General features: G+C 37.5%; 24 protein-coding genes and 1 other annotated feature. Of the genes, 15 read left to right on the top strand and 9 right to left on the bottom strand.

Annotation, left to right across the window (positions count from 1 at the left end):
* The first annotated feature begins 49 nt into the window (after nt 1–49).
* Complete coding sequence (locus tag QRN68_RS05210) at nt 50–1,567, top strand: MDR family MFS transporter (RefSeq protein ID WP_285395685.1); 1,518 nt, start codon at nt 50–52, stop codon at nt 1,565–1,567.
* A gap of 174 nt (nt 1,568–1,741) precedes the next feature.
* Here QRN68_RS05210 and QRN68_RS05215 read toward each other — a convergent pair whose 3' ends face one another.
* Nucleotides 1,742–2,125, bottom strand: coding sequence for a hypothetical protein (locus QRN68_RS05215; protein WP_285395686.1), 384 nt, complete (start codon nt 2,123–2,125; stop codon nt 1,742–1,744).
* A 265-nt stretch (nt 2,126–2,390) separates the two neighbouring features.
* Between QRN68_RS05215 and QRN68_RS05220 the strand changes: the two genes are divergently transcribed.
* The 7 genes from QRN68_RS05220 (at nt 2,391) to QRN68_RS05250 (ending at nt 9,625) form a co-directional block, all read left to right on the top strand.
* Nucleotides 2,391–3,410: a serine hydrolase domain-containing protein gene (locus tag QRN68_RS05220; protein WP_285395687.1), complete on the top strand. Its 1,020-nt coding sequence runs from the start codon at nt 2,391–2,393 to the stop codon at nt 3,408–3,410.
* Entirely contained in the window at nt 3,407–4,720 is a 1,314-nt protein-coding gene (locus QRN68_RS05225; protein ID WP_481817431.1) for an ABC transporter substrate-binding protein, read from the top strand. The genes QRN68_RS05220 and QRN68_RS05225 overlap by 4 nt, the downstream gene beginning before the upstream one ends.
* 126 nt (nt 4,721–4,846) lie before the next feature.
* Nucleotides 4,847–5,791 (top strand): carbohydrate ABC transporter permease, encoded by a 945-nt coding sequence (locus tag QRN68_RS05230; protein WP_285395689.1) that lies wholly within the window; start codon nt 4,847–4,849, stop codon nt 5,789–5,791.
* A gap of 11 nt (nt 5,792–5,802) precedes the next feature.
* Nucleotides 5,803–6,630: a carbohydrate ABC transporter permease gene (locus tag QRN68_RS05235; protein WP_285395690.1), complete on the top strand. Its 828-nt coding sequence runs from the start codon at nt 5,803–5,805 to the stop codon at nt 6,628–6,630.
* Nucleotides 6,617–7,615, top strand: coding sequence for an N-acetylglucosamine kinase (locus QRN68_RS05240; RefSeq protein ID WP_285395691.1), 999 nt, complete (start codon nt 6,617–6,619; stop codon nt 7,613–7,615). The genes QRN68_RS05235 and QRN68_RS05240 overlap by 14 nt, the downstream gene beginning before the upstream one ends.
* A 21-nt stretch (nt 7,616–7,636) precedes the next feature.
* The gene (gene murQ / locus QRN68_RS05245; RefSeq protein ID WP_285395692.1) at nt 7,637–8,542 is read left to right on the top strand and encodes an N-acetylmuramic acid 6-phosphate etherase; all 906 of its coding nucleotides are present in this window, start codon (nt 7,637–7,639) and stop codon (nt 8,540–8,542) included.
* A 210-nt stretch (nt 8,543–8,752) separates the two neighbouring features.
* The gene (locus tag QRN68_RS05250) at nt 8,753–9,625 is read left to right on the top strand and encodes a MurR/RpiR family transcriptional regulator (protein ID WP_285395693.1); all 873 of its coding nucleotides are present in this window, start codon (nt 8,753–8,755) and stop codon (nt 9,623–9,625) included.
* 42 nt (nt 9,626–9,667) lie between these two features.
* Here the strand turns inward: QRN68_RS05250 and QRN68_RS05255 are convergent, their stop codons facing one another.
* The 3 genes from QRN68_RS05255 to QRN68_RS05265 form a co-directional block, all read right to left on the bottom strand.
* Nucleotides 9,668–10,753, bottom strand: a complete 1,086-nt coding sequence (locus QRN68_RS05255; protein ID WP_285395694.1) for an ABC transporter ATP-binding protein — start codon at nt 10,751–10,753, stop codon at nt 9,668–9,670.
* 236 nt (nt 10,754–10,989) lie between these two features.
* Complete coding sequence (locus tag QRN68_RS05260) at nt 10,990–11,490, bottom strand: hypothetical protein (RefSeq protein ID WP_285395695.1); 501 nt, start codon at nt 11,488–11,490, stop codon at nt 10,990–10,992.
* 47 nt (nt 11,491–11,537) lie between these two features.
* Nucleotides 11,538–12,398, bottom strand: a complete 861-nt coding sequence (locus QRN68_RS05265; protein ID WP_285395696.1) for a PucR family transcriptional regulator — start codon at nt 12,396–12,398, stop codon at nt 11,538–11,540.
* A 425-nt stretch (nt 12,399–12,823) separates the two neighbouring features.
* Here QRN68_RS05265 and QRN68_RS05270 point away from each other — a divergent pair, with 425 nt between their 5' ends.
* From QRN68_RS05270 to QRN68_RS05285, 4 genes are all read left to right on the top strand, one after another.
* Nucleotides 12,824–13,537, top strand: a complete 714-nt coding sequence (locus QRN68_RS05270; RefSeq protein WP_285395697.1) for a TetR/AcrR family transcriptional regulator — start codon at nt 12,824–12,826, stop codon at nt 13,535–13,537.
* Between the two features lie 144 nt (nt 13,538–13,681).
* Nucleotides 13,682–13,825: a hypothetical protein gene (locus tag QRN68_RS05275; protein ID WP_285395698.1), complete on the top strand. Its 144-nt coding sequence runs from the start codon at nt 13,682–13,684 to the stop codon at nt 13,823–13,825.
* 308 nt (nt 13,826–14,133) lie between these two features.
* The gene (locus QRN68_RS05280) at nt 14,134–14,562 is read left to right on the top strand and encodes a helical membrane plugin domain-containing protein (RefSeq protein ID WP_068985866.1); all 429 of its coding nucleotides are present in this window, start codon (nt 14,134–14,136) and stop codon (nt 14,560–14,562) included.
* A 50-nt stretch (nt 14,563–14,612) separates the two neighbouring features.
* Complete coding sequence (locus QRN68_RS05285; RefSeq protein WP_285395699.1) at nt 14,613–15,797, top strand: NAD(P)/FAD-dependent oxidoreductase; 1,185 nt, start codon at nt 14,613–14,615, stop codon at nt 15,795–15,797.
* A 20-nt stretch (nt 15,798–15,817) separates the two neighbouring features.
* Here QRN68_RS05285 and QRN68_RS05290 read toward each other — a convergent pair whose 3' ends face one another.
* From QRN68_RS05290 to QRN68_RS05300, 3 genes are all read right to left on the bottom strand, one after another.
* Nucleotides 15,818–16,378, bottom strand: a complete 561-nt coding sequence (locus tag QRN68_RS05290) for a hypothetical protein (RefSeq protein WP_285395700.1) — start codon at nt 16,376–16,378, stop codon at nt 15,818–15,820.
* Between the two features lie 125 nt (nt 16,379–16,503).
* Nucleotides 16,504–17,751: an MFS transporter gene (locus QRN68_RS05295; protein ID WP_285395701.1), complete on the bottom strand. Its 1,248-nt coding sequence runs from the start codon at nt 17,749–17,751 to the stop codon at nt 16,504–16,506.
* 67 nt (nt 17,752–17,818) lie between these two features.
* Nucleotides 17,819–18,083 (bottom strand) — a binding site (T-box leader).
* Nucleotides 18,084–18,552: 469 nt separating this feature from the next.
* Nucleotides 18,553–19,101, bottom strand: a complete 549-nt coding sequence (locus QRN68_RS05300) for a helix-turn-helix domain-containing protein (RefSeq protein WP_285395702.1) — start codon at nt 19,099–19,101, stop codon at nt 18,553–18,555.
* 621 nt (nt 19,102–19,722) lie between these two features.
* Here QRN68_RS05300 and QRN68_RS05305 point away from each other — a divergent pair.
* The 3 genes from QRN68_RS05305 to QRN68_RS05315 all read left to right on the top strand — a co-directional run bounded on the left by QRN68_RS05305 (nt 19,723) and on the right by QRN68_RS05315 (nt 23,351).
* Nucleotides 19,723–20,724, top strand: coding sequence for a proline racemase family protein (locus QRN68_RS05305; RefSeq protein WP_285395703.1), 1,002 nt, complete (start codon nt 19,723–19,725; stop codon nt 20,722–20,724).
* A 69-nt stretch (nt 20,725–20,793) separates the two neighbouring features.
* Complete coding sequence (locus QRN68_RS05310) at nt 20,794–21,771, top strand: ornithine cyclodeaminase family protein (RefSeq protein ID WP_285395704.1); 978 nt, start codon at nt 20,794–20,796, stop codon at nt 21,769–21,771.
* Nucleotides 21,772–22,139: 368 nt separating this feature from the next.
* Nucleotides 22,140–23,351 carry a dicarboxylate/amino acid:cation symporter gene (locus QRN68_RS05315; RefSeq protein ID WP_285395705.1) on the top strand — a complete coding sequence of 404 codons (1,212 nt, stop codon included), beginning with the start codon at nt 22,140–22,142 and terminating at the stop codon, nt 23,349–23,351.
* A 164-nt stretch (nt 23,352–23,515) separates the two neighbouring features.
* Here QRN68_RS05315 and QRN68_RS05320 read toward each other — a convergent pair whose 3' ends face one another.
* Both QRN68_RS05320 and QRN68_RS05325 read right to left on the bottom strand, forming a co-directional pair.
* Nucleotides 23,516–24,139 carry a hypothetical protein gene (locus tag QRN68_RS05320; protein ID WP_285395706.1) on the bottom strand — a complete coding sequence of 208 codons (624 nt, stop codon included), beginning with the start codon at nt 24,137–24,139 and terminating at the stop codon, nt 23,516–23,518.
* Nucleotides 24,139–25,773, bottom strand: a complete 1,635-nt coding sequence (locus QRN68_RS05325; RefSeq protein WP_285395707.1) for an ABC transporter substrate-binding protein — start codon at nt 25,771–25,773, stop codon at nt 24,139–24,141. Before QRN68_RS05325 ends, QRN68_RS05320 begins: the two co-directional genes overlap by 1 nt.
* Between the last annotated feature and the right edge of the window lie 45 nt (nt 25,774–25,818).

Here is a 25,818-nt window from a genome sequence, read left to right on the forward strand (position 1 = left end):
GTATAAAATAAGTTTTATCGAAAAAACAAGAGAGAATTGAGGGATAAAAATGAATAGTGAGCAAACAATGAAAAAGCCCCCTTATGGCATGATTGCCATTTTATTTGTGGGTGCTTTTGTTGCTTTTCTAAATAACACATTGTTAAACGTTGCATTACCAACAATCATGAAAGATTTTGGTATCACAACGTACTCTAAGGTACAATGGCTTGCGACAGGATATATGCTTGTAAGTGGTATTTTGGTACCCGCTTCGGCATTCTTTGTAACACGCTTTAAAAATAGACATTTATTTATTGCAGCAATGTCAGTCTTTACGATCGGTACAATAATGGCTGGATTTGCACCTAACTTCGGTATGTTATTAGCGGGTCGTATGGTGCAAGCGGCGGGTGCATCAACAATGTCACCACTTTTAATGAATGTCATGTTAACTAGCTTCCCAAGAGAAAAACGTGGGGCAGCGATGGGGATATTTGGTTTAGTCATGATTATGGCACCAGCGATAGGTCCAACATTGTCAGGATATATTGTTGAGCACCATGATTGGCGCATGCTATTCCAAATGATTATTCCGTTTGCTGTTATTAGTTTATTGTTTGCCGTTTGGAAATTAGACAACGTGATGGAAACACGTGAAGTTCATTTAGATTTCCCATCCGTATTATTATCAACAATAGCATTCGGTGGTATACTGTATGGATTTAGTGCAGCGGGGGACAAGGGCTGGTCAAGTCCTTGGGTATACGGCACGATTTTAGTTGGTTTTATCGCCTTAATGATCTTCGTATTAAAACAATTACGTATGGATCAGCCTTTACTAGAATTACGTATTTATAAATATCCAATGTTTGCGTTGGGATCGGCTATTTCTGTTATCGTATCCATGGCTATGTTCTCAGGGATGATTTTAACACCTGCATATGTACAATCAATTCGTGGCATTGAACCATTTGAAGCGGGCTTAATGATGCTTCCTGGGGCGCTGTTAATGGGGCTTATGTCGCCGATTACAGGGAAGCTTTTTGATAAATTTGGACCGCGAGTGTTAGCGATGACCGGTTTATCCATTACAACACTAGCAACATTCGGGTTAGCAAAATTAGAAATGGATTCAAGCTATACGTATATTGTGTCAATGTACACGATTCGTATGTTCGGCTTGTCAATGGTCATGATGCCAATTATGACAAACGGTTTAAACCAAATACCTCAAAAGATGAACCCACATGGTACAGCCATTAATAATACTGTACAGCAAGTGGCGGGGGCAATTGGTAGTGCTGTGATGGTAACGATTATGAATAACCGTACAAAAGCAACCGCTCAGGATTTAATTGCAGAAGCGAAGGCAAATGCGGTACAGTCAGGTGCTGCACCAACACCAGAGCAAATGCAACAAATGCAAGATCAAATTATGCAAAATGCTTTATTAGATGGTATTACTCACTCATTCTTAATTGCTGCATGCCTTACAGTGGTTGCACTTGTGCTAGCACTCTTCTTAAAACGTTCCAAAGTTGAAAGTGCAGCTGCACATATGGATTTGAAAAAACCAACTAATTAAATGATGACCTGTTAGTAGAAACTTCTACTAGCGGGTTTTTTTATGTTCATACAGCAAAAAAATTACTGTGCGAAAGCGAAGGGCTAACTTAGCGACAGCAACAAATATTTTTGTAGCGAAAGCGTGTATGGAATTTTAGTCATTCAGCCTCTAGTCGATCTAACCAAGCTGGCATTAGTCGATAACCTCATCAAATTGATCTGCCATTGCTATGATTTCATTAAAATCTAAATCTTCATCTCCTAGAGCCTCTTTTAATGGAATCTTTGCCTCATCATCTTTACGTATTAACATCACTTTTTGCATATGTTCATCATGAATAGCATCCAATAGTTCTTTTGCTCGAAGAAGCTCTGTGAAAAAATCCAAGTTAGCAATAACAGCTTTGCCTTTTTGTTGTGTACTTTGTACAACGTAAAAGTCGTTAGCACCATGTTCATATGTTTCTAAAATCTCGTTTAAACGATTGCCTCGCTTGATATCGGTAATGCCAAACACATTGTTCTTGATGAAATCTAAATCAACAGAATGACCAAAGGATTTCTCTTTATCCACCATTGTTGTCACCATCCTTTACTCTATATACTATGCAATAAATTGTGTAATTAATTGTACATATCATACCGCGTTTAAAGGGTACGCAAAATAAGTTATCATGAAATCATCATTTTATACATAAGGATTGATGGTATTGATTCATTTTAAAAGAGCATTACTCAAAATGAAAAAATATTTTAAAATTTATGTTGTTTTTCGTCATTATATTTTATATCATATTAGTAATTTACAGAAAATTTAGTCATTTTAAATGTGAGGTGTTTATTTGGTAGATGCATATATGAATCGCTTAGTGATGGACAATGAAATTCCAGGAGCAGTGCTTATTGTCCAACATCAGCATAGACGTATATTGTCAAAAAGCTATGGAGTGTATACAGCTGAGGATTTGAGTAAGCAAATTATTTCCAAAAATACTTTGTTTGATTTGGCATCCTTAACAAAAGTTGTCGCCACATTACCAGCTATTCTTTTACTAATTAGTAGGAACAAGTTGAACTTGATGGATTCAGTACAAAAACATTTACCGAATTTTAGATTCCCGCACATTACAATACAACATTTATTACAACATAGCTCTGGGCTACCGGCAGGCTTAGAGCCATCTGTTAAAAGACACCAGCAGCGTGATATTATGCAGGAGGTTTTGGCTTGTGATGTAATAGGACAGCCAAATGAAAAAGTACGATACAGTGATATAGGGATGATTTTATTAGGGAAGACGATCGAAAATGTCGCAGGTCTGCCTTTTCAAAATTTTGTAGAGCAAGAGATTTTCGAGCCGTGGGGTATGCATAATACAAGTTTTCGACTATCCGAGCAGAAAAGGAGGGAAGCGGCAGCTACAGAAATGGTAGCAGGTAAATTTGTGCAAGGAATTGTACACGATGAAAAAGCACTACTATTAGGTGGAGTAGCCGGTAGTGCAGGGTTATTTTCGTGTGCAGAGGATTTAGCAAAGTATGCGGAATATTGGTTAGGCATAACGCAGCAATCTACTATACCAGTTGAGTGGATGAAGCTGGCATTTACGAAAACAATAGATAACAGAGGACTTGGCTTTGAAGTTTGGAATGGAGATCGTTCAACATTTTGTTTTGGTAGGGGGTGGACGAAGGGCTCTTTTGGGCATACAGGATTTACTGGCACAAGTATTTGGATGGATCCTGTCAAAAAGGCATTTGTTATTTTACTTACAAACGCTGTTCATTATGGAAGAAATACGAACATAAGGGGAATTAGAGAAAAACTTCATACGATGATCTATGAAAATCTAATTACATGAAGGGTGGATTTGCTGTTATGAAACAAATGAACAAATGGTTGTTCCTGTTCCTTTTGTTACTCGTTGTGGCATTAGTAGGCTGTTCCTCAGATAAGAAATCAACAAGCTCTACAACGCCTGATAAAGAGGATAAAGGAAATACAGAGAAAGTTTCATTAACGATAGGGAGTTGGCGTACAGAGGATGTTGCCAAATATGAAAAAGTCATTGCGTTATTTAATGAACAACATCCCGACATAAACATAGCATTTAACCCAACCAAAAATACGGAATATAACACGGTGTTAAACACAGCATTACAAGCTGGTGAAGGTCCAGATATCTTTCATTTACGTCCGTATGCTGCAGGATTAAAGCTTGCTGAGGCTGGTTATGTGGAAAAAATTACCGGCTTAAAAGGTTTGGATGCATATCCTGAAGAAGCATTAATAGCTTCCCGCGATCAAGAAGGGAATCAGTATGGTGTACCCATTAACTTGAGCTCCACTCAATTCTTCTACAATAAAAAGATTTTTAAAGATAATAACTTAGAAATACCTACTACTTGGGATGAATTCATAGCTCTTAATGATAAATTGCTAGAAAAGGGTATTACGCCGATTGCAATGGGCACTAAAGAAGGCTGGTTATTGTCGTTGCTGCACGGCATTGTAGGTCCTGCTATTTATGAAGGAAATGATTTCTATCAAGCAGTACTTGCGGGAGAAAAAGACTTTACAGATCCGAAGTTTATAGAATCTATACAGGTGATGAATGACTTGAAAAAATACTTCCCAGCAAATTCAGAAGGGTTAGGGATGGATGATATTCGTACATTATTTGCATTAGGTGATGCAGCTATGTTCCCGCTAGGTAGCTGGGAAATTCCAGTTGTGCTAGAAATGAATCCAGATTTAGATTTAGGTTACTTCCCGATACCATCAAAGGCTGGTAATAAAACAGTGACGACTTGGGTAGATGGTTCATTTGCTATTAATGCAAATTCGAAACATAAGGATGCGGCTAAACTATTTTTAGAGTTTTTAACAACGAAGGAATTTGGAGAGCTATTTGTAAAGGAATTTTCAATGATTAGTGCAATTCCTGGTATTACCTCTGACAATGCATTATTAAATGACATTAGCAAATCCACCGAAAATGAAGCAACACCGTATATGTGGGTTACAAATTTTACAGGTGGCGATCCGACAACAAAGAGCTTGCTCGAAAGTGAGTTACAAGGCATGTATTTAGGTCAGGTAACACCAGAAGAGGTAGCGAAAAAAGTGCAAGAAAACGCCAAAACATGGTTTACACCGTTTCAAAAATAGAACTGTCTTTCCTTGATAGATGTGTATCTTCAATTAAGTAGATAACTAAAATTGACCCCACGAACACTTCGAAGGAAGAAGCTGGGGTCTTACTGTCTAAATTTCTTCAAAGGAGGCTGTCCGATAATGAACATAACTACAGCTTCATCGACTAAAAAGAAAAAAACTTGGGCAAAGTGGACCATTCATCTTTTTCCAATTCCTGCATTGATTATTTACGGAATGTTTGTACTGTATCCTATTATAGCTGCATTATCCTATAGTTTTTTTGAATGGAAAGGGATGACGAGAGGTAATTTTATTGGATTTCAAAATTTCGTGACATTGTTTACGACAGAACCATATGGATCGATGTTTTGGAATGCCTTCAAACATAACGCACTGTATTTCGTTTTACAAATGATTGTGATGAATGGTTTAGCCTTTTTCCTAGCGTTTATCATTTATCAAAAAATAAAGGGAGCAGAATTTTTTAAGGCGGCCTTCTTCTTGCCGCGATTACTATCTGTTATTGTTGTAGGATTTTTATGGAAACTCATTTTAAATCCCAATTTCGGTACGTTGAACGTTATTTTGGAGAAAATAGGTCTGGAAAGCTTACAGAAGGCATGGTTAGGTGATCCTAAGACAGCTTTAATCGCTATTATTTTAGTAAATTGTTGGTTTGGTCTTGGCTTTGGTGTCTTGATTTTCTTAGCTGGATTTCAAGGGATACCAAGTGAACTAATCGAAGCCGCGAAGCTAGACGGTGCAAAAGGCTTTACATTATTACGTACAATCTATCTGCCGTTGATGATTCCTTCTATTATGATCATGGGCGTCTTAACATTTATTCAATCATTTGAGGCTTTTGAGCTTGTTTATGCAATGCAGGGCTCAATGGGAGAGCCATATTATTCCACTGACACCTTAGCTGTATTCTTCTACCGCTTGGCATTTGGTAGCTCAACAGCCTCAGGCGCAACGGCCATTGGTTTAGGGTCAGCGCTAGCAACGGTTTTATTCTTCTTTATTTTAATTTGCACAACAGTATTTTTACGTTTTACGAGTAAAAAAGATGTACAAATGTAAGGGGTGAGCAAATGAAGCAAGGCGCAATTTGGGCTCGGCCATTTTACTATATTGTTGTATTTGCGGTGGCAACGATCAGCTTATATCCTATTTTATTAATGATTTTATCGTCATTTAAGACGAGTGTGGACATTTATAAAAATCCTTTGGGCTTACCGACTAGCTTTAGCTTAGATACTTACCGTACATTATTGTCAAAGATTCCATTTACAACGTATTTTATGAACAGTGCCTTTGTGAGTATTGTATCTGTTGTATTAATTGTCGTTGTTTGTTCATTGGCCTCTTTTTATATTGCGCGTTTTAAATTTTCATGGAATCAGGCGCTATTTTTTATTTTCCTATTAGGGATGATGATTCCGATTAAACTTGGGATTGTACCTCTTTTCATTTTAATGCGTGATTTAGGACTTATTAATTCCTTATGGTCACTAATTTTGATGAATACTGCGACAGGCATTCCGCTGACGATGTTAATATTAACAGGTTTCTTTAAAACGATGCCCTATGAGCTAGAGGAGGCTGCACGTATGGATGGAGCGGGGAATTTAAGGGTGCTCTGGCATGTAGTATTACCGTTAATGAGACCAGCACTTGGGACGGTGGTCATCATTAATTTTATTGCCGCATGGAATGACTTTTTCTTCCCCCTTATTTTCATTACAGATAAGATGAAGCGTACAATTCCGGTTGGGATGATGTCTCTTTTTGGGGAACATTCGGCTGATTGGGGTTCGCTTTTTGCAGGCCTAACACTTGCGTCATTGCCGATGATACTTTTATTCTTTATTGCCTCTAAGCAATTTATGGAAGGGTTGACGGCTGGTGCTATTAAATAAACAATACATTATTGGTGTAGATGGTGGTGGGACGAAAACCCGTGCAGTTATAGGTACTAGAAGCGGTGAAGTACTTGCTACCGTTGAAGGAGCAGGAGCAAATATAAAATCAACGCCACCAGAAGAAGTACGACAGCAAATGATGAAATTACTAACGCGATTACTCCAAAAGGTTGGGGCAACGAGGACGGATGTTTCGACTACCTTTTTATGTATAGCAGGTGGGGATCGTCAGGAGGATTTAGTACGCTGGCATAAATGGATGGAGTTATTTTTTACATCTGAATCCTGCAAGGTGTATGTTACAAATGATGCGGTAGCGGCACTTACTAGCGGTACATTTGCACATGAAGGGCTTGTCCTTATTGCGGGAACTGGCTCTATTGTATATTGTGTTCAAAAGAATAATCGTGTGAGCCGGGTAGGTGGATGGGGTTATTTATTTGGAGATGAAGGTAGTGGCTACTATATTGGGCAACAAGCATTACGTGTTATTGCACAGCATTATGATGCATTTGGTCGAGATGGAGATGCGTTTACAGAGGCAATCTTAAAGCAACTAGTGCTAAAAGATCCGACTGAAATCATTACGTTCATCTACGAGCATGCACAGCCACGGGTGTTGATTGCTTCCATTGTCCAAACTGTGTTACAGCTAGCTGAACAAGGTAATAAAACAGCGGAGATTATTATAGAACGTGCCATTACCTGCTTAGCACAATTACTGTTAACGATGTTTCAGAAAGAGCCCCAAGTCAAAAGCTTTCCTATTGTCACTTGTGGTGGTTTATTTGAAAGTAGTTATTTTACTAACTGTTTTCAAGAGAAATTGCAGCAAGTAGCTATTAAAAATCGACTCATTCAACCCGAGGTACCACCTGTAATTGGAGCATTTGTAAAAGGGCTTATTAGTGAGGGCGTTCTAATCACGAAGTCAGTACAGCAAATCGTAAAGGAAACTTGGATGAGCAACATTAACAAATAGGGGAGGAGGGATTTGACTTCGATGGAACGAATGACAAAACTAACAACAGAAGATTATCATCCAGAAACAGCAAATTTAGATGTAATGTCAATTGCTGAAATTGTACAGCTGATGAATAAAGATGATTTAAAAATAACGCAAGCCATTGCAAAGGTGCTACCTGAAATTGAACAAGCAATTGAAGTCGTCATTAATGCGCTGAAGAATGGCGGGAGATTATTTTATGTAGGTGCAGGGACAAGTGGGCGTATAGGTTTATTAGATGCAGTGGAATGTCCACCAACATTCAGTACATCGCCAAAGCTCGTGCAAGCAATATTGGCGGGGGGGTCAGACGCAGTAATGGTTGCCATAGAAGGTGCGGAGGACGACTATACTCTAGGGGAAGAGGAGTTAAAGAAACAGCAGCTAAGTGCACAGGATGTTGTCATTGGGATTGCAGCGAGTGGTAGGACACCCTTTGTTAAAGGTGCATTAGTTTATGCACAGCAAATAGGGGCACGTACAATAAGTTTAGCCAGTAATCCGCAATCGGTCATTAGTGCCTATGCAAATATTGCAATAGAAGTCATTACGGGACCTGAAATCTTAACGGGCTCCACAAGGCTAAAGGCTGCGACTGCTCATAAACAAATACTAAATATGATTACGACAACATCGATGATTAAGCTTGGAAAAGTATATAAGAATTTAATGGTAGATGTCCATGCAAGTAATTTTAAATTACGTGAACGTGCTAAAAAGATTGTTTGTGAGGCAACGGGTGTATCCTATGAACAGGCAGAGGGAATTTTAGAGCAGACTCATTTTCAAGTGAAGCTTGCCATTGTAATGTTACTCACAGAAACGACTTTAGATGCAGCTGAGAGATTATTAGCACAATCGGAAGGTCATGTGCGTATGGCAGTGGAGCTTATGAAGGACTAAGAGAAAGGGTGAGTGGATGCATCCACTCACTTTTTTATTGTTAAGGAAATTATAGATTTTTAACTTAAAGTGCTACATCCTTGGGGTCGCTTCAATCCATCGGGCTAAATAGTGGTGGATTGCTTATTTTTACTTCGGGTTCTATAGCGCTTTTGCGTAATTGTTCGTCAAGTTACAATACATACATAATAAAATGCGGAGTTGATGGGAATGGAAAAAATAAATGCTGGATTGATTATGCTTGCGGAAATGCGGGAGAAGTTACCACCATCCGAAAAGAAGGTGGCATCCTATATTTTAGAGCATCCATCAAAGGCTATTAAAATGACAGCTGTTGAATTGGGAGAGGCAAGTAATACAAGTAGTGCGGCTGTTATTCGTTTGTGTAAATCTTTAAATGTCAGTGGTGTTCAGGAGCTAAAGTTACGTATTGCTGGTGATTTGCAACGAGAAAAAACAGATGATCGTGATATTGAACCGAATGAGCCATTACGGTCCATTGTAGAAAAGGTGACGATGCAAAGTAGTCAGATTTTAAAGCAAACAGCGGATTTGATTGATGCGGTAGAGCTGGAACGTGCGGTATCAGCATTATCAAATGCCAACAGAATCTTCTTTTTTGGTGTCGGCGCATCTGGTATTACAGCAATGGATGCAGACCAGAAATTTTTACGAATTAATAAGAATAGTAAGGCGTTCATGGATTTACATTTAGGAGCTACAGCGGTTGTAAACGCAGAAGAGGGGGATGTGGTAATAGGTATTTCATTTTCTGGTGAAACACATGAAGTTGCTAAAATTCTTGAAATTGCCCGAGAAACACCTGCAACAACAATTAGTTTAACTCGCTATGGTAGTTCGCTCGTATCAAGCTTGGCGGATATTTGTTTATACACGTCACCGAATGTAGAGGCGGCCTTTAGAAGCGGAGCAACTTCCTCACGTCTTGCGCAGCTCCATGTAATTGATATTTTATTTATGTGCGTAGCAACGAGTAACTATGAGCAAACAATTGATTATCTGGACTCTACACGTACAGCAATTCAAGGCCTGCATAAAAAGGTTAATACACGAAAGAAATAAAAGAACTTAGGCGATGCCAGACTCATATCGCCTAAGTTCTTCCTAATAAATACGTTCTTCTGTAAGTGGATCGAAAAAATGAATCTTTTCTTCTTTCATGGCTAATGTCACTACATCGGCAGGCTGTAAAGTACTATCAGCATGAACACGTGCAATAAATGTTTGGTTTGCTAATGAAGCATAGAGGAAAGTTTCTGCGCCGAGCAGTTCAGCAACGTTTACTGTTGTACGGAAAGTGTACGGAGAATCGGATGCTATAATGTATAAATCTTCAGGGCGAATACCGAGTACAATATCCTTGCCTAAATAGTTTTTCTCTTTCAATACCCCTAAATATGTTGAAGGAATAGGGAAGCTATGCTCACCGAGTATTACAGTTGTATCGGTTAAATGACCTTGGAAAAGATTCATAGAAGGTGAGCCGATGAAGTCCGCAACGAACATATTATATGGGGTATCATAAACTTCCTTTGGTGCGCCAATTTGCTGAATAAGACCATCCTTCATAACTACGAGACGAGTCGCCATAGTCATTGCTTCAGTTTGGTCATGTGTAACGTAAATAGTTGTCGTCTGAATACGTTGATGGAGCTTCTGAATTTCAGCACGCATTTGTACACGTAGCTTGGCATCCAAATTGGAGAGCGGTTCATCCATTAAAAAAACTTTGGCATCCCGCACGATAGCACGACCAAGAGCTACGCGCTGACGTTGCCCGCCTGATAACGCTTTGGGCTTCCGTTTTAAGTAATCTTCTAAGCCTAATATGTTAGCAGCTTCTCTCACACGTCGATCAATTTCTTTTTTATCGACCTTACGAAGCTTTAAACTAAATGCCATATTATCGTATACAGACATATGTGGATATAAGGCGTAGCTCTGGAATACCATAGCGATACTACGATCTTTTGGCTCAACGTCATTCATCCGTACATCATCGATATGAAATTCACCTTTTGAAATATCCTCTAAGCCCGCAATCATTCGCAATGTTGTTGTTTTCCCACAGCCAGACGGACCGACAAAAACGATAAATTCCTTATCGTGAATTTGTAAATTAAAATCGGTGACAGCCTGAACATTTTTATCGTAGATTTTATAAATATGCTCTAACCTCAATTCCGCCATACACTACACCCCTTTGTAAGTCATACATCCATTGTAAATAATTTCATCGTGTAGACCTAGGTAAACACTGCACAATATTTATGTTATAAAATGTGCAGCGTGATGTTGTTGAAAAACTATTGTGACGATGAAATGAAGGTGTCAAATTAACATTAACTAAAGTATGGCTCTTCGACAAAACGGGGGAGTGATTTCCGTTCCGACTGGGCGCTTTACTGGGGCGCCCGATAAGCTGCTTAGGCCAACACGAATGTATCTGCGCGAAATCGAAGTGCAAACGTAGCGGCCCGATGCTCCAAAATGCCAACCGCTGATAAAAAGCCGAGAATCGCTGATAAAACCGAGAAAATCGCTGATAAAAAGCCGAGAACCGCTGATAAAACCGAGAAACCGCTGATAAAAAGCCGAGAATCGCTGATAAAACCGAGAAAATCGCTGATAAAAAGCCGAGAACCGCTGATAAAACCGAGAAACCGCTGATAAAAAGCCGAGAATCGCTGATAAAACCGAGAAACCGCTGATAAAATGCTCAGAATCGCTGATAAAACCGAGAAACCGCTGATAAAGCGCCGAGAATCGCTGATAAAACCGAGAAACCGCTGATAAAGCGCCGAGAATCGCTGATAAAACCGAGAAACCGCTGATAAAAAGCTGAGAACCGCTGATAGCATCATGAATCGCCCACGCGAAAGCGCAACAACATTCACAAAGATTCCCTTAACCATTTTATTTTTCAACACTATGACACTGCACAATTTTTATGTTATAAAGTGTGCGGCGTGGCTTATAATGACTCTAAAAAGGAGATAGCAAGGAATACTTCGAGCCGATGTTCAAATTGCCGAATATCTTTTTGAGTAAGTTGCTGAAATTTCTCCAGACGATTTTGCAATGTATTACGGTGCATAAACATTTTTTTTGCAGCCAGTGTTATATTTCCTTCGTATTTAATCAATTGTTTTATAGTATGTACTAAGTCAGGCTGTGAGGTCGCTTCTTTTAAAATGGAAGATATAAAAATATTTTTCTCATGTAAGCCAAGGTGTAGTGATAAGTACGGCACTAATAACTCTTGTTGTGTAAGTACATGCTTAGTTGTACAAGACCAAAGAGATTGCTGTAAATCAACAAGCCAGTTAAAGCGTTTTTTTGTCATCGTAATGTCTGGCATAATATCAGAAACAAAAATCTTAAAGTTGGTTTTTAAATCTTCAAGTAAAAGATCAAGATAGTGAGAAAAATTCAGTAATTCATCGTTTTCGATACATTCGATAATTGCAAATAAATGAGGATTTAGTGATATGAGTATAATATCTTTGCCGAGTAATGCTTCAAAGGCTGTCCGAAGTAAATTAGGTGTAGTAAATGCTTTGTCAAAACGAAGAAATAATACGCGATGTTTATGAATTGGTGTTGGCGCTTCATTTGTTTCATCCGTAAAATAATCAAACCAAGCCGTATCATAATCATTTGGAAATGTAAGTGGTCCAGAAAAAATACGCAATAGCTCTAGCTCACTTTGCGTAATAGTATGTTTTGGAATTTCAAAAAGACGATTGTCAAAATTAAATAAATAGCCGTCTGTCTCATTGCCAGAAAAGGGTTTTAATAATGGAAAGCGTTGCTGCAATTTTTGATAGTTCATGAATACCACATCCCTTGTTAATAATTGGAATATAAATCCATAACAAATCATGCAATTTTGTTTTAGTATATAATTATCTGAAAATTATAGCAATGTTCGTTACCAGCATATTTACCTAAAACAGTTATAACAGCTGACACTAGCAATGAACATATCAAGAAGCACATCAATTATATACCAAAAGGTTAATTAATTGAGAAAAATCAATATGTTATACTCTGTCTTAAAAGAGTGCTTTATTTTTATTCAGTGGATATCCAAACACCTACTGAAATAGAGGAACTCAGGCTAAGAACTTCATATCCTGTGAAACCGCCTGAGTGACCAACATCATATTGGCCTCGCGCAGACCTGAGCACAATTCAAAATTCGGACGCATTGTTTATCTGAGTGAAAGCGAAGCGGCAGCAACAAATGTTTACTGTGTGAAAGCGAAGCGACAGCAACAATTGTTTTCTGTGCGAAAGCGAAGCGGCAGCAACAATTGCGCCAAGGCGAAATTGAAAAGGGGGCAAACCTGTTTGAAACAATCACCGCGTGTTCTCGGAAGACCTCGCTATGATGAAAATGCGAGACCAAGAAAAGAGATTGTCCTTGAGACGGCAACTAGGCTTTTTATAAAAGAAGGCTACAATAATATTTCGATGGATGATGTAGCGATAGCTTGTAATGTGACAAAGGCCACTATCTATTACTATTACCCGACTAAAGGAGATTTATATACATCCGTTTTAATGGCAATGATAGATAGAATCAGACTGTACATTTTGGAAATTTTAGAGCAGCCAAGACCATTTCGAGAACGCTTAGAGCAGTTAGTTGAAAATCATTTATTAGCGACTGTGGGCATTGATATGAAAAATTTTATGAGAGAGGCGACGATTAATTTATCAGAATCTCAATTAAAAGAAGTGTATGCATTAGAATGTAAAATGTATAAAACGATTGAACAGGCGATGCAGTTGGAGATGGAGAGAGGCACGATTCGTGAAGGAAATGCTACCTTTTTTGCGCATACGTTTTTGGCATTGATGTCAGTAGGTTATTTTAAAGATAGAGAAGGGAATAAGTTATTTCAAACAGAAGCTATGGCTGCGAAAGAAATTGTAGATTTCTTCTGGCAATCTGTTGAGAAATAAATTCCTTCATTATATATATAAACATAGTAAGTATTACACGAACGATGGTGGGGAAGATTAAATACAGAACGAAGCAAGAGAGCGATTATTATTAAAAATTCAGCCCTGTATATAAGTTGATCTTCGTTTCGGCTGGGCGATTCCTTGGAGATCAGCGTCACAGATGAGACCCTGGAGCGAAGTGAAGTGGCTCATCGGACGCCCCCTAATCGGAACGGAAATCAACCATACGTTATGGTGATAAGTCAGTATGGACAAAAAGCAAACCTAAATACAATATATAGTTGACAAAATCAATGAATTTTGAAAAGATTGTCGAAATTGTGATTTAGCTCATTGAAATAATATGCAAACAGTCTTATAATGGAGTTTGTAAAGTCACCAAGACAAGATAGGATGGAATTATGATGCACTTTTTGCAAAGTAAAGTTAACATTATAATAACAAATCATACGAATTGTTATCCAGCTCTTGAGACTGGTGATTTGTAAGATATACGCGCTGTAACGACTGTTAAGAAGTGCCTTAATGGTCTTTTTTACATGGAAGCAATATAAAATTAAAATAGTAATAGTGATGGCAAAGGAGAGTTCAAAATGTCAGAAACGAATAACCAAACACAGTCTGAACAATTAACTGTGAGTCAAGAACAACTGGATGTGCTAGATCAATTATTAAAGCCTGAGGTTCAGGAATCACTTACAACTTTAGTTGAGCAATTACCAAAGTTAACTGAAATGATGACGTTATTAACAAAATCGTATGAGTTTGCTCAAGCTGTTGCAACTGACGAAGTGCTGAAAAATGATACTGTTGGTGCTGTAACAGAAATGGCAGGCCCGGTAGTAGGCTCAGCAAAAAATCTTGCAGCTACTGCAATTGAAGCGAAAGATCGTGCTTCTGAAAGCCAAGAAGTAATTGGTTTATTCGGTCTTATGAAAATGTTAAAAGACCCACAAGTACAAGGTGTTTTCCGTTTTGTTAATGCTTTCTTACAAGTAAGCGCTGAACGTAAATCTAAATAAGACTCGACTCGAGATATATTCAATTCGTAAGGACGGAGGATTAATTAATCATGTCAAAAGAAATCGTCATCTTAGGTGCTGGTTACGCTGGCGTTTTAACTGCATTAACTGCACGTAAGTATTTATCAGCTGATGAAGCTAAAATTACTGTAGTAAACCAATTCCCAACACACCAAATCATCACTGAGCTTCACCGTTTAGCTGGTGGTACTATTGCTGAAGGTGCTGTTGCTTTACCTCTTAAAAAAATCTTTAAAGGTTTAGATATTGATTTACAAATTGCTAAAGTAACGAAATTCAATGTAGACACTAAAAAAGTTGACCTAGACACTGGTTATACTTTAGATTACGATACATTAGTAGTATCTTTAGGTAGCCAAACTGGATTCTTCGGTATCCCTGGATTAGAAGAAAACTCTATGGTACTTAAATCAGTGAACGATGCAAACAAAATTAACAGACACATCGAAGACCGTATTAAAGCATATGCACAAACAAAAGACGAAGCAGATGCGACAATCGTTATCGGTGGTGGCGGTTTAACAGGTGTTGAGCTTGTTGGTGAAATCGTGGACAACTTCCCGAAAATCGCAGCGAAACATGGTGTTAACTTTGCTGATCTTAAAATCAAACTTGTTGAAGCTGGTCCGAAAATCTTACCAGTACTTCCAGATACACTTATCCAACGTGCTACTGAAAGCTTAGCTAAACGTGGCGTTGAATTCATTACAAGTACTCCTGTTACAGGCGTTGATGGTAATGTCATCTCTCTTAAAGATCGCGAACCAATCGTTGCCAACACACTTGTTTGGACAGGTGGGGTAGCTCCACTTCCACTAGTAGGCGAGTCTGGCCTTGCTGCTGACCGCGGTAAAGCAACGATTAACGAGTTCTTACAATCTACATCTCACAATGATGTATTCGTAATTGGTGACGCATCTGTTGCATTACCAGCTGATGGTGGTCGTCCACTATACGCACCAACTGCTCAAGTTGCTTGGCAAATGGGTGAGTGCGCTGGTTACAACCTATTCGCACAATACAAAAACCAAGAGATGAAGTCATTCTCAGCGATTAACTCTGGTACACTTGCAAGCTTAGGCCGCAAAGACGCTGTTGCTACAATTGGTGCTAGCAACACAGAACTTAAAGGTCTTCCTGCAACACTTATGAAAGAAGCATCTAACATTCGCTATCTTACACATATCAAAGCGCTATTCGGCTTAGCGTATTAATATTTTTTTTAGGGCATGAATCAATTGTTAAATTGATTCATGCCTTTTTTTTTATGGATAGAAGAGCAAGAGTGACGGATAGGAAGGGCAAAGTGATGGATAGAAGAGCAAGAGCGACGGATAAAAGGCAAAGTGACGGAAAGAAGAGGAAGAGCGACGGATAGGAAAGGCGAAGTGATGGAAAGAAGAGCAGAAGCGACGGATAGGGAAGGCGAAGTGACGGAAAGAAGGGCAAGAGCGGCGGATAAAAGGCAAAGTGACGGATAGAAGAGTAGAAGCGACGGATAGAAAAGGCAAAGTGACGGAAAGAAGAGCAAGAGTGACGGATAAAAGTCAAAGTGACGGAAAGAAGAGGAAGAGCGACGGATAGAAAAGGCGAAGTGACGGATAGAAGAGCAGAAGCGACGGATAGGAAAGGCGAAGTGACGGAAAGAAGAGCAAGAGCGACGGATAAAAGTCAAAGTGACGGAAAGAAGAGCAAAAGCGACGGATAGGAAAGTCAAAGTGACGGATAGAAAAAGCAAAGTGACGGATAGAAAAAGCAAAGCGACAGATAAAAGAGGCAAAGAATAGAATGTCATGAATCAGGGCTTACGTAAATAGGTCTTTCCATCTTTGAGAAAAGACCTATTTTTGTTTGCCTTTTTAGACGTAGACTCTGGCATTGAGTTATCTGTGCGACAGTAACTACAAAATAAAATTGCTTCTAGTCGTTGAGTCTAGAAATATTACTATAAAATCTAGCTTTCGAAGGTTGAACATTAATAATAAGCAGTACAGTTGCTACCACAAACATGATAATGGCTGCAGATACAACAACATATCGAATAGATATAATTTCAGCTGCAACGCCAAAGATGGCAGTGATGATAATAATGAAAAAGGCTTCTACAAAACCGTAAATGCTTCCTATTCTACCCATGTTTTCGACAGGAATATTGTTTTGATAAAAAGTATTGAACCCCGTATTGGCAAAGGCCATCGCAAAGGACAAAATAAAGCATCCTAAAGAAGCGATAAGAAAAGTATAAGAGGATGTGAAAATTAAATAGCCTAATGCTGTTATTAATGACCCAAAACCTATAAGCCAAGCAGTTGGTGTTTTTTCAACGATGGCTGTATTCATTAAAGAACCAACTAATACTCCAGCACCTGCTATGCCCACCAAAACCCCGTATTCACCTTCGGATAATGATAGTACTTGAGTAGCAAAAGCAGCCTCTAAAGAATCCGTTGCTGTCATCATGACAATCATCGCACTAAATAAAAAATAGACCATCATAATATAAGGATTTTTAAGGCTAAATTTGATTACAAGCTTCCAATCATTGAATAAAACTTTGTAGGAAAATTTCGCACCGGCCTTACTTGCCAGTTGTTGATTAGCCTCAATATTTGGCATTCCAAATGTAATACAGGCTGATAAAAATAAAGCAATGGCATTCAAGTAAATTGCCATATTAGGCGATCCAATCGTAAATAGCAGTCCTGCAATAGCTGGACCAGTTACGAATGCTCCGGAATCAAGTAAGCTGCGAAGCGAGTTAAAACGTTTTCTTTGTTCAACGGGTATCAATTTCGTAATGTAGGTCATGGAAGTCGGACGATACATAGAGCTAGCTATTGTTATAACAAAGACCATGAAATATATCCAAGTCAAAGTAGAGAAGAAAGGTAGTGTGACAATTAGTAAAGATTCGAAAAGGTTGAGAACAATCATGAGGTATTTTTTATTTAAACGATCTATCAAACTACCTGACCAAAAACTGGCGAAAAGTGTGGATAAAGCCCTAACGATATATAATCCAGACACAGCGATAGCAGATCCTGTAAGATTTAAAACAATTAGATTTAAAGCTATAAAATATATCCAGCTTCCGACGCTGGAAACACCAATACTAAACAATAATATAACCGGATAACGCCACGTTTCTATTAATTTATGCACGCCCATATAAATTCCTCCTTGTAGTTATGACAAGTAACTAAAACAAAAAAATCCCACCCCCAAGACGATTTGTCTTAGGGACGAGATTGTGGAATTTATACTCACGTGGTGCCACCCTAGTTCACTATTATGTCACCATAATAGCCTTTTCAGTACGGCATAAAGACTTATGCTTATACTGTTTCTCTGTAACGGGAGTTCCCGTCGCACCATCATTCAAACAGAAATCCAATGCGCTACTCCGAGGCTTGTTTCAATAATTCGTTCTTACTCGTTTTCAGCAACCCGAGCTCTCTGGGAAGAACGGCCTTATTTACTCTTCTCTTCAATGTATTTTCGATAGTGTAGCATATGTTTGTATTTTTAGTAAAGTATTACTTTTATAAAAATTCCGATAAATGGAGAAAGAGAAAACATAAAAGCCAGTAGCCCTTCATTTCAATATAAAAGGCTACTGGCTTGTTTAATTAAAGGAGGTAATAATTTACTCTTGCCATCTATTAAGTTTTGCCTCATCACCAAAAGTTGTGGATGACATTTGTTAAAACGTATGTCATATAGAGGTTGATTGGAGTGGAGGCTGGGCGACTCCTAGGGGATTAGCGTCACAGATGAGACCCTGGAGCGAGCAACGCGAGTGAAGCGGCTCATCGGACGCCCCCTGGAAAGCGCCTAGTCGGAACGGAAATCAACCACACGTTTTGGTGATGAACCTAAGTTTTGTCAAAATAATAAATTTATCCAAAATGGGCATATATCTACATGGATACGAAGCTATGCGTTAGTTAGAGGATTTATGGCATTATTTTAGACTTTGATGGAAGTTGAAGAAACGAATATGAAATTTGTAGGTTTATCTGTTTTATTAAACCAGTTGTGGGGTATGGTTGAATTCATATGAATACTATCCCCAGGAAAAAGATCATATTCTGTATTATCAAGAATGATAGTCAAGATTCCATCGGTGACATAAATAAATTCCTGTCCTTCATGAGAAAAAGGCGTTTCTCGTTTGTCCCCAGGCAATAAGGTTACTGAAATTGGAACAAATATGGGATTTGAAACATTTCCAGAAAGGTCCGAATAGATAAACGATGATTTATGTTCCGATTGTTTAGAAGCGCCACGTCTAATCATATCTTTGTCCATTTGTATTGAATCAGGAAAGAAATAACTTGGACTAACACCAAGAGCTTCAGATATTTTGCGCAAGGAGTGTAGTGTAACGGAACAAAGAGATCGTTCCACTTGAGATAAAAAGCTTATAGATAAATCTGTTTTTTCAGAGACTTCCTTCAACGTCATTTTTTTCGACTTACGAAGTCTTTTTATTAAAATTCCTATATCTCGATCCATTTTATCTACCTCAAATATAGTCGTATTGTGATAAAGTATATATAATACTTAACTTCTTGTAAAGTTATGGAAGACTTTGGGTTTTGCAGTTTGTAATTTTGGAATTCATTATAAATGTGAGTAGAAATAAGATTGAAATCTATGATGTATTAAAAAGGTTGCCTTGTCGGATTTTTAGAAAGGGTTAAGGTTTAGATGAAAAATTCAAAAAACATTGAATTTTCGAAAACGGTGTGTATAATAAATGTAAACGCCTTACATTGCTCAAATTCAACTGAGGCTTTACTAGGAATGAGATACAGTTGTCATATTTTTTTAAATGAAAATTTAAGTGTCATTTAAATTTTGAACTTACAACTAAAATCTGTTATTAATTAAAAAGTAGGTTCGTATAATAGTACATGAAGCGAAGGGAGGTTTAGGCCATGCCCGTAGCGTAATGTGCAGGTAAGTGCATATTTTGGTGAAGAGCCAATAAATACGTATATTTTTTTGTTCTAAAATTTAAGTCGTATTGAAATTTCGAGGAATTAAAGCAGAAAATTAAAGCTGTTATTAAATATTGTGTTTATCGAAGCTTCTGCGATTATTAATTTTCAAATTAAATTGGAGGGAAGAATTATGGAATTCAAAAAAATGTTTACTACTATTGATCTTCATGTGTCAGGCGAACCGTTGCGGATTATTACTGGGGGATTACCTGAAATTAAAGGAGAAACGCAGCTAGAAAGACGTGCCTATTGTATGGAACATTTGGATCATATTCGAGAAGTACTAATGTATGAGCCTAGAGGTCATGATGGCATGTATGGTTGCATTATTACTCCACCAGCGACCCAAGGTGCAGACATAGGTGTCTTGTTCATGCACAATGAGGGCTGGAGTACAATGTGTGGTCATGGCGTTATTGCGGTAGTGACGATGGCTATTGAAACAGGCATGATTGAGGTAAAAGATGAAAACGATAAACTTATCATTGATTGTCCGTGTGGGCCTGTAACGGCGTATGCAAAGTGTAGTGGAACTAAAGTAGAATCGGTTTCCTTTGAAAATGTTCCTTCTTTTGTCTATAGAAAAGATTTCCCGATTAAAATTGATGGTCACGAATTTGATGTAGATATTTCATACGGCGGTGCTTTTTATGCCGTGGTTGATAGTGAGAAAGTTGGCCTACAAGTGAACAACAAGGATTTATGGGATTTGCAAGTATCGGGTGACAAAATTAAACATTACATCGAAAGTCAAATCGAAGTAAAACATCCATATGAAGATATAACAGGGATTTACGGTGTGATTTTCTCTGATAATCCAAAAGACAGCAATGCTGATTTACGAAATGTCACAATCTTTGCAGATAAACAGGTTGATCGATCCCCATGTGGTTCGGGTACTGCTGCAAGAGCAGCTACTTTATACGAACGTGGCGTACTAAAGGAAGAGGGAAGCTTTATTCATGAAAGTATAACAGATGGACAATTTGTTGGTGAAGTACTTTCATTGACGACAGTGGATGAATTTAAAGCTGTTATTCCAAAAGTTAGTGGGAATGCCTTTATCACAGGTTTCCATCAATTTGTGATTAGTCCAGATGATCCCCTTAATAGAGGGTTTTTATTGAAGTAAATGTATCCAAATTAGTATTCTAAAATTTAAATAAAAGAAGAAATACAGTTAGAAAAAAGGTGGAGAATTATGTTAGTTATAAGTTCGGATGAACAAAAAAGTTTAGTAGATATGAATGAAATTATTGAATGCGTGGCTGTTGCCTTAAAGGAATTTTCAGCAAATAGAACTATTACACCTATCCGCGCTGCTCTGCCTTTTAATAATGACCAAAATACAGCATTGATTATGCCTTCTGTAGCTGACGAACTTAGTAGTGTTGGATTAAAGGTAGTAACAGTAGCCCCTAATAATAAAGAGTTAGGTAAGAAAACGATAACTGGAGTGGTAATGCTATCAGACTTTAAAACTGGGGAACCAATTGCTCTTCTAGAAGGTTCTTATTTAACGATGATTAGAACGGGTGCTTTATCAGGTGTTGCAACGAAATATTTATCCCGTGAAGATTCAAAAAAGTTATGCATCATCGGCACGGGGGAACAAGCAAAAGGTCTAGTTGAAGCTATAGTTGCTGTACGAGATATTGAAGAAATTCTTCTTTATAATAGAACAGAACAAAAAGCACATGAATTTGCAGAGTACATTAGCAACAAATTTGATAAGCATGTACAAGTCTATTCAGATCCGAATGAAGCGGTACGTAAAGCTGACATTATTGTTACGACAACCAATTCTTCAACACCAGTTTTTTCTGAATCGTTAAAGCCTGGTGCTCATGTAAATGCGGTTGGTTCATTCAGACCTACGATGCAAGAATTGCCATCTCATGCTCTTTCTTCAGCTCACAAGGTAGTAGTTGAATCCAAAGAAGCAGCCATAGAAGAGACGGGTGACATAATAATTCCAATAAATGAAGGGGTTTTTGATTCAGGCGATATCTTTGGAGAACTCGGACAAATTGTAGATGGGAAATTAAAAGGTAGAGAAAGCTCAGAAGAAATTACTCTATTTAAATCAGTAGGATTAGCCATTGTAGACATTGTCGTTGCAAAATATTTTTACGAAAAAGCTGTTAAAAATAAAATGGGAACTAGCATTAACCTTTAAGTTATAGTTAAGTGTCATTTTAATTGGAACTATCAAGATTTTGAAATATTTCAATTGAGTCCATTTTTGGCTCATCTTTATAACGTGGGGTTGATTTCCATTTGACTGGGCGCTTTTTAGCTACCGCTTTGCTTTCGCTACAGAGCAAAGCTTGGGGCGCTCAGTCTTTACTCCAATTCAATGTATTTATGGCATACGTTTTAACAAAAATGTCATCCTTTATTATGGTAATAAATCGTTTTTTACACAAAAATTTAAGTGCCACTTAAAAATGATGAAGATAATACAGATAATCGATAGTTAAATATTGCGAATTTTATTGACTGAATATTTAGATTCCGGTGGTTGGAGAATAAGGAGGTGTTTGCATGAAATGGTGGAGGAAGCAAAAGCTATATGTAAAGATTTTCATCGGCGTAGTAGTTGGGGTTGTGTTAGGTTTGATCTTCGGACCTAAAGTTGCCATTTTAAAACCTATCGGGGACGTTTTTATTCGTTTGTTACAAATGCTCATCGTTCCACTGGCTTTTTTCAGTATTGTATCGGGTATTACGAAGCTTGAAGATATTAAAATGTTACGGTCTATTGGTGGTAAAATAATGCTTATTTATATAGTTACCACTTTATTATCGACACTTATTGGTGTTATTACTGCCCTGTTGATTAGGCCTGGTAAAGGAGAGATAGGACTTCTTGGTAAAACAGAAACTATCGAGCGAGAGGAATTTAGTTTTCTTGATAATATTGTTCAATGGTTTCCGTCAAACGTTGTTCAAGCAATGTCAGAGACAAATATGCTTCAAATTATAATCTTTGGTATTTTTGTCGGAATTGCAATGGTTCTTCTTGGAGACAAGGTGAAGAGAATGAAGGAATTAGCTCATGAAGGCGCAAATTTGATGATTAAAATTGCTGAAATTGTTATTAATTTTGCCCCTTATGGAATTATGGCATTAATCGCAAACGTTATCGGAACACTTGGGTTGGGGGTAGTCATCGAAGTGGGTCGATACGTATTATCAGCTTTTATCGGTTTTTCCATTATTCTTTTAGTTGTCTATCCGATTATGTTAAAAGTATTAGGGAAAACCAGTCCATTATTCTTTTACAAGCAAGTAAGTCCGGCTATGCTAGTAGCTTGCAGTACAACATCAAGTAGTGCAACACTTCCCGCAGCGATGGACGTTTCAAGAGACGGGCTTAAAATACCAGAAAATATATATGGTTTTACGCTTCCACTTGGCGCAACACTTAATATGAATGGATTAGCATCAACATTGGGTGTCCTATCCGTGTTCGCAGCAAATCTATACGGTCTCCCTATAACGTTCAGTATGATTTTACAAATTGCTTTTTTAGGGGTTGTTCTTGCAATGGGTTGCGCAGGAGTGAAAGGAGCGGATGTTGTTACGGCATCACTATTACTTTCTACAATGGGTCTTCCGCTTACGATAATACCAATCATTGCGGCTGTTTCTCCAATTGTAGATATGGGTAACACCGTTGTCAATGTTACTGGTGATATAGCAGGAACACAGATTGTTCATAAGAGGAACCCTGAATACTCAAATGGGGGTTAAGTGGCTTGAGCCTTATTTTAATGGGCTCAAGCCGTTTTTTTAAAATTGTTCCGATAAAAGTGAGAAACATTCCGATAAACTATGAAATTGTTCCGATAAATCTTGAAAACATTCCGATAAATTCAGAAATGATACCGATATTTCACGAAAAGGTTCCGACAATCTTATTGAAGATAAGCTTTAAGCGTTGTTAATAGTGACTGGCAAATGATTATTGACTTTACTGTATTAGTAGCTATTTCAAGAGAATGGTCAGCATTTTCTACAATAGCAACCTCATGTGAAGAAAGTTGTTCTAAACTTTCTTTCGAATAATGAGGATCAGCTGTACCGATTGCTAGAAATGCATGCTTCTCTAGTAAGTTTTGCATAATATGTTCAAGAGACAATAAGGGAGTTAAAAGTACATAACGAGAAGGAACAAGTGAAGACTGTTGCATATAAAAATCTACGATAGGCAATGTTCCAAGTGATTTTCCTAAGTATACAGCTTCCGTATAAGATTTGGTGCTAAAAATATTTTCTACAATAGGATTTACTGCATCATAAACCGTCTCTGAAATAGCTTCTGGCGCCTGTTCGAATTGCTGCGGATCGAATGTATAGCATACTTGTACTACATCATAGCCAAGTTCTAGCATCAGTGCAGTGGAATAATAAAGAAGTGGTTTTTCATACGTATAGCCTGTGCCAGAGAACATAAAGCACACTTTATCGCTAGTGCTATCAAAGTGATTGTATGCAACGCCATTGTGTTGCTCTTTCCTCGGTTTCATTTTCATTTTCATCATAGTTCCTCCTTGTCATACCAGATTGTTGAAAGATCGATGTACCCTAGGTGGTTGAAGTTTAATTCTAAAATATCGTGGGCAAACGGTATATCATCGAGATATGTAAATAATGGTATCAAAATAGCTTCTTCAATTAAATAGTGGTTTAATGAATCGAAAAGTAACGGCCATTCTGCTATAGTTGCAATTTTAAATTTTTCAAAGATATTTATAAAATATGTATCTTCTTTGCAAATTTTATAAATTGGAGAAACTGGGCTGAACATGTCATGTAATTTATGGAAAGCGGTATTTACAGTTACTACATTTGTATAAACAAGCGCATCGTACTTCAGAGGTTGAAGAGAATCTTTAATATATTGAGATAGTGTTAATGCTTCTAGTTGAGGTTGATAACCATATTTCGTTAAAGCTGAAAATAAATATTGGTTTAGATTGACTTTCCCTCTAGGCACGCCAATTTTTAAAACCTTTTTTTTACTTAATTGTGAGATAGCATTACTAAAACTACTTAAATGATTTTGTAATGAAGAATCATCTTGCAAAGGTTTATATAAATGCTTATGTATTACGTTTTTAATTCCTTGCCTTTGTACTTTAGTTGAACAAGCTTCCACATTTTTATTTAAAATAATGGCGCAAACCCCATTTTGGATATTAATTTTTTTGGGGGTGATTTCATTTGAAAAATTAGTTTGATAAAACGAATTAGATGATTTTGGAAGTATGTTTAATTCTACTGTGTGTAATAAAGCTCTCATGCCAAAATAATTATCATAAGCTTCTAAAACAATTTGATTGGGTGTATGCTTAGATATTGCAAAAGGACCTGTTCCGAAAACTACATTATCTACAACTTTATAGATACTTGTTTTTATATCTGTTAGTAAGTGTAGTACGTACGTGCAGGATTCCGAAAGAATAAAATCAATTGTCCACATATCCACGATGATTATTTCTCGAATAGGTTTCCATAAAGGAAGATGTAGTAATTGACGTAAACACCAAGCTACATCGTGTGCGGTTAGTAAATCACCATTGTGGAATACAACATTTTTTCGTAAATAAAGACGTAAATTCATGTCATTAATTTTCCAGTGGTGAGCAAGAGAAGGAATAATATTACCATTAGTATCTGTCTCGACTAAACGATTTGTTATATTGGAAAGAAGTGCTGCACTATATATATCATTTACCTGATTAGGTTGTAAATTATAAATGGGATGATAGATTGGTGCAATCAAACGCTCATTATATAAAATATTATTTTTTATATTTTGATGATATAGATGCTTAAAGTTTACTGCTAAAGAGTCTGTTAAATTAGGAAATGTAAGCAATTCTTCCCAATCCATCATTGTTATTGTTGAGAGATGAGGCCTAATCGTATCTACAATAATTTGTTCAATATCTTCATGCCATTGGATTTTGGATAAGTGTCCGCGTCCATTCCCAGCTTTATAAGTTATCCAATTGTGTTGCTGAAATAATTTAAGATAACGATTCAGTTGTTTAGAACTTATTTTTAATATAGAAGCTAATTGTTGCTGAGGAAAAGTGTTGCCTTTCTGTTGGCAATAGAGTGAAAGTAAATAAAATAGTGTTTTATTTTTTGATAGAAAGGTGGACATTTAATCTCTCCTAGTGTCTCTTTTTGTGAAAATTGTTCTATTTTA

Source organism: Lysinibacillus sp. fls2-241-R2A-57, from assembly GCF_030209535.1.
Lineage (GTDB): Bacteria > Bacillota > Bacilli > Bacillales_A > Planococcaceae > Lysinibacillus.

Bases quoted from the DNA above. Each gene is read 5' to 3' on its own strand.
- QRN68_RS05210 (WP_285395685.1), top strand. From the start codon at position 50: ATGAATAGTGAGCAAACAATGAAAAAGCCCCCTTATGGCATGATTGCC.
- QRN68_RS05215 (WP_285395686.1), bottom strand. From the start codon at position 2,125: ATGGTGGATAAAGAGAAATCCTTTGGTCATTCTGTTGATTTAGATTTC.
- QRN68_RS05225 (WP_481817431.1), top strand. From the start codon at position 3,407: ATGAAGGGTGGATTTGCTGTTATGAAACAAATGAACAAATGGTTGTTC.
- QRN68_RS05230 (WP_285395689.1), top strand. From the start codon at position 4,847: ATGAACATAACTACAGCTTCATCGACTAAAAAGAAAAAAACTTGGGCA.
- QRN68_RS05235 (WP_285395690.1), top strand. From the start codon at position 5,803: ATGAAGCAAGGCGCAATTTGGGCTCGGCCATTTTACTATATTGTTGTA.
- murQ (WP_285395692.1), top strand. From the start codon at position 7,637: ATGGAACGAATGACAAAACTAACAACAGAAGATTATCATCCAGAAACA.
- QRN68_RS05250 (WP_285395693.1), top strand. From the start codon at position 8,753: ATGGAAAAAATAAATGCTGGATTGATTATGCTTGCGGAAATGCGGGAG.
- QRN68_RS05255 (WP_285395694.1), bottom strand. From the start codon at position 10,753: ATGGCGGAATTGAGGTTAGAGCATATTTATAAAATCTACGATAAAAAT.
- QRN68_RS05265 (WP_285395696.1), bottom strand. From the start codon at position 12,398: ATGAACTATCAAAAATTGCAGCAACGCTTTCCATTATTAAAACCCTTT.
- QRN68_RS05280 (WP_068985866.1), top strand. From the start codon at position 14,134: ATGTCAGAAACGAATAACCAAACACAGTCTGAACAATTAACTGTGAGT.
- QRN68_RS05285 (WP_285395699.1), top strand. From the start codon at position 14,613: ATGTCAAAAGAAATCGTCATCTTAGGTGCTGGTTACGCTGGCGTTTTA.
- QRN68_RS05290 (WP_285395700.1), bottom strand. From the start codon at position 16,378: ATGACATTCTATTCTTTGCCTCTTTTATCTGTCGCTTTGCTTTTTCTA.
- QRN68_RS05295 (WP_285395701.1), bottom strand. From the start codon at position 17,751: ATGGGCGTGCATAAATTAATAGAAACGTGGCGTTATCCGGTTATATTA.
- QRN68_RS05300 (WP_285395702.1), bottom strand. From the start codon at position 19,101: ATGGATCGAGATATAGGAATTTTAATAAAAAGACTTCGTAAGTCGAAA.
- QRN68_RS05305 (WP_285395703.1), top strand. From the start codon at position 19,723: ATGGAATTCAAAAAAATGTTTACTACTATTGATCTTCATGTGTCAGGC.
- QRN68_RS05310 (WP_285395704.1), top strand. From the start codon at position 20,794: ATGTTAGTTATAAGTTCGGATGAACAAAAAAGTTTAGTAGATATGAAT.
- QRN68_RS05315 (WP_285395705.1), top strand. From the start codon at position 22,140: ATGAAATGGTGGAGGAAGCAAAAGCTATATGTAAAGATTTTCATCGGC.
- QRN68_RS05320 (WP_285395706.1), bottom strand. From the start codon at position 24,139: ATGAAAATGAAAATGAAACCGAGGAAAGAGCAACACAATGGCGTTGCA.
- QRN68_RS05325 (WP_285395707.1), bottom strand. From the start codon at position 25,773: ATGTCCACCTTTCTATCAAAAAATAAAACACTATTTTATTTACTTTCA.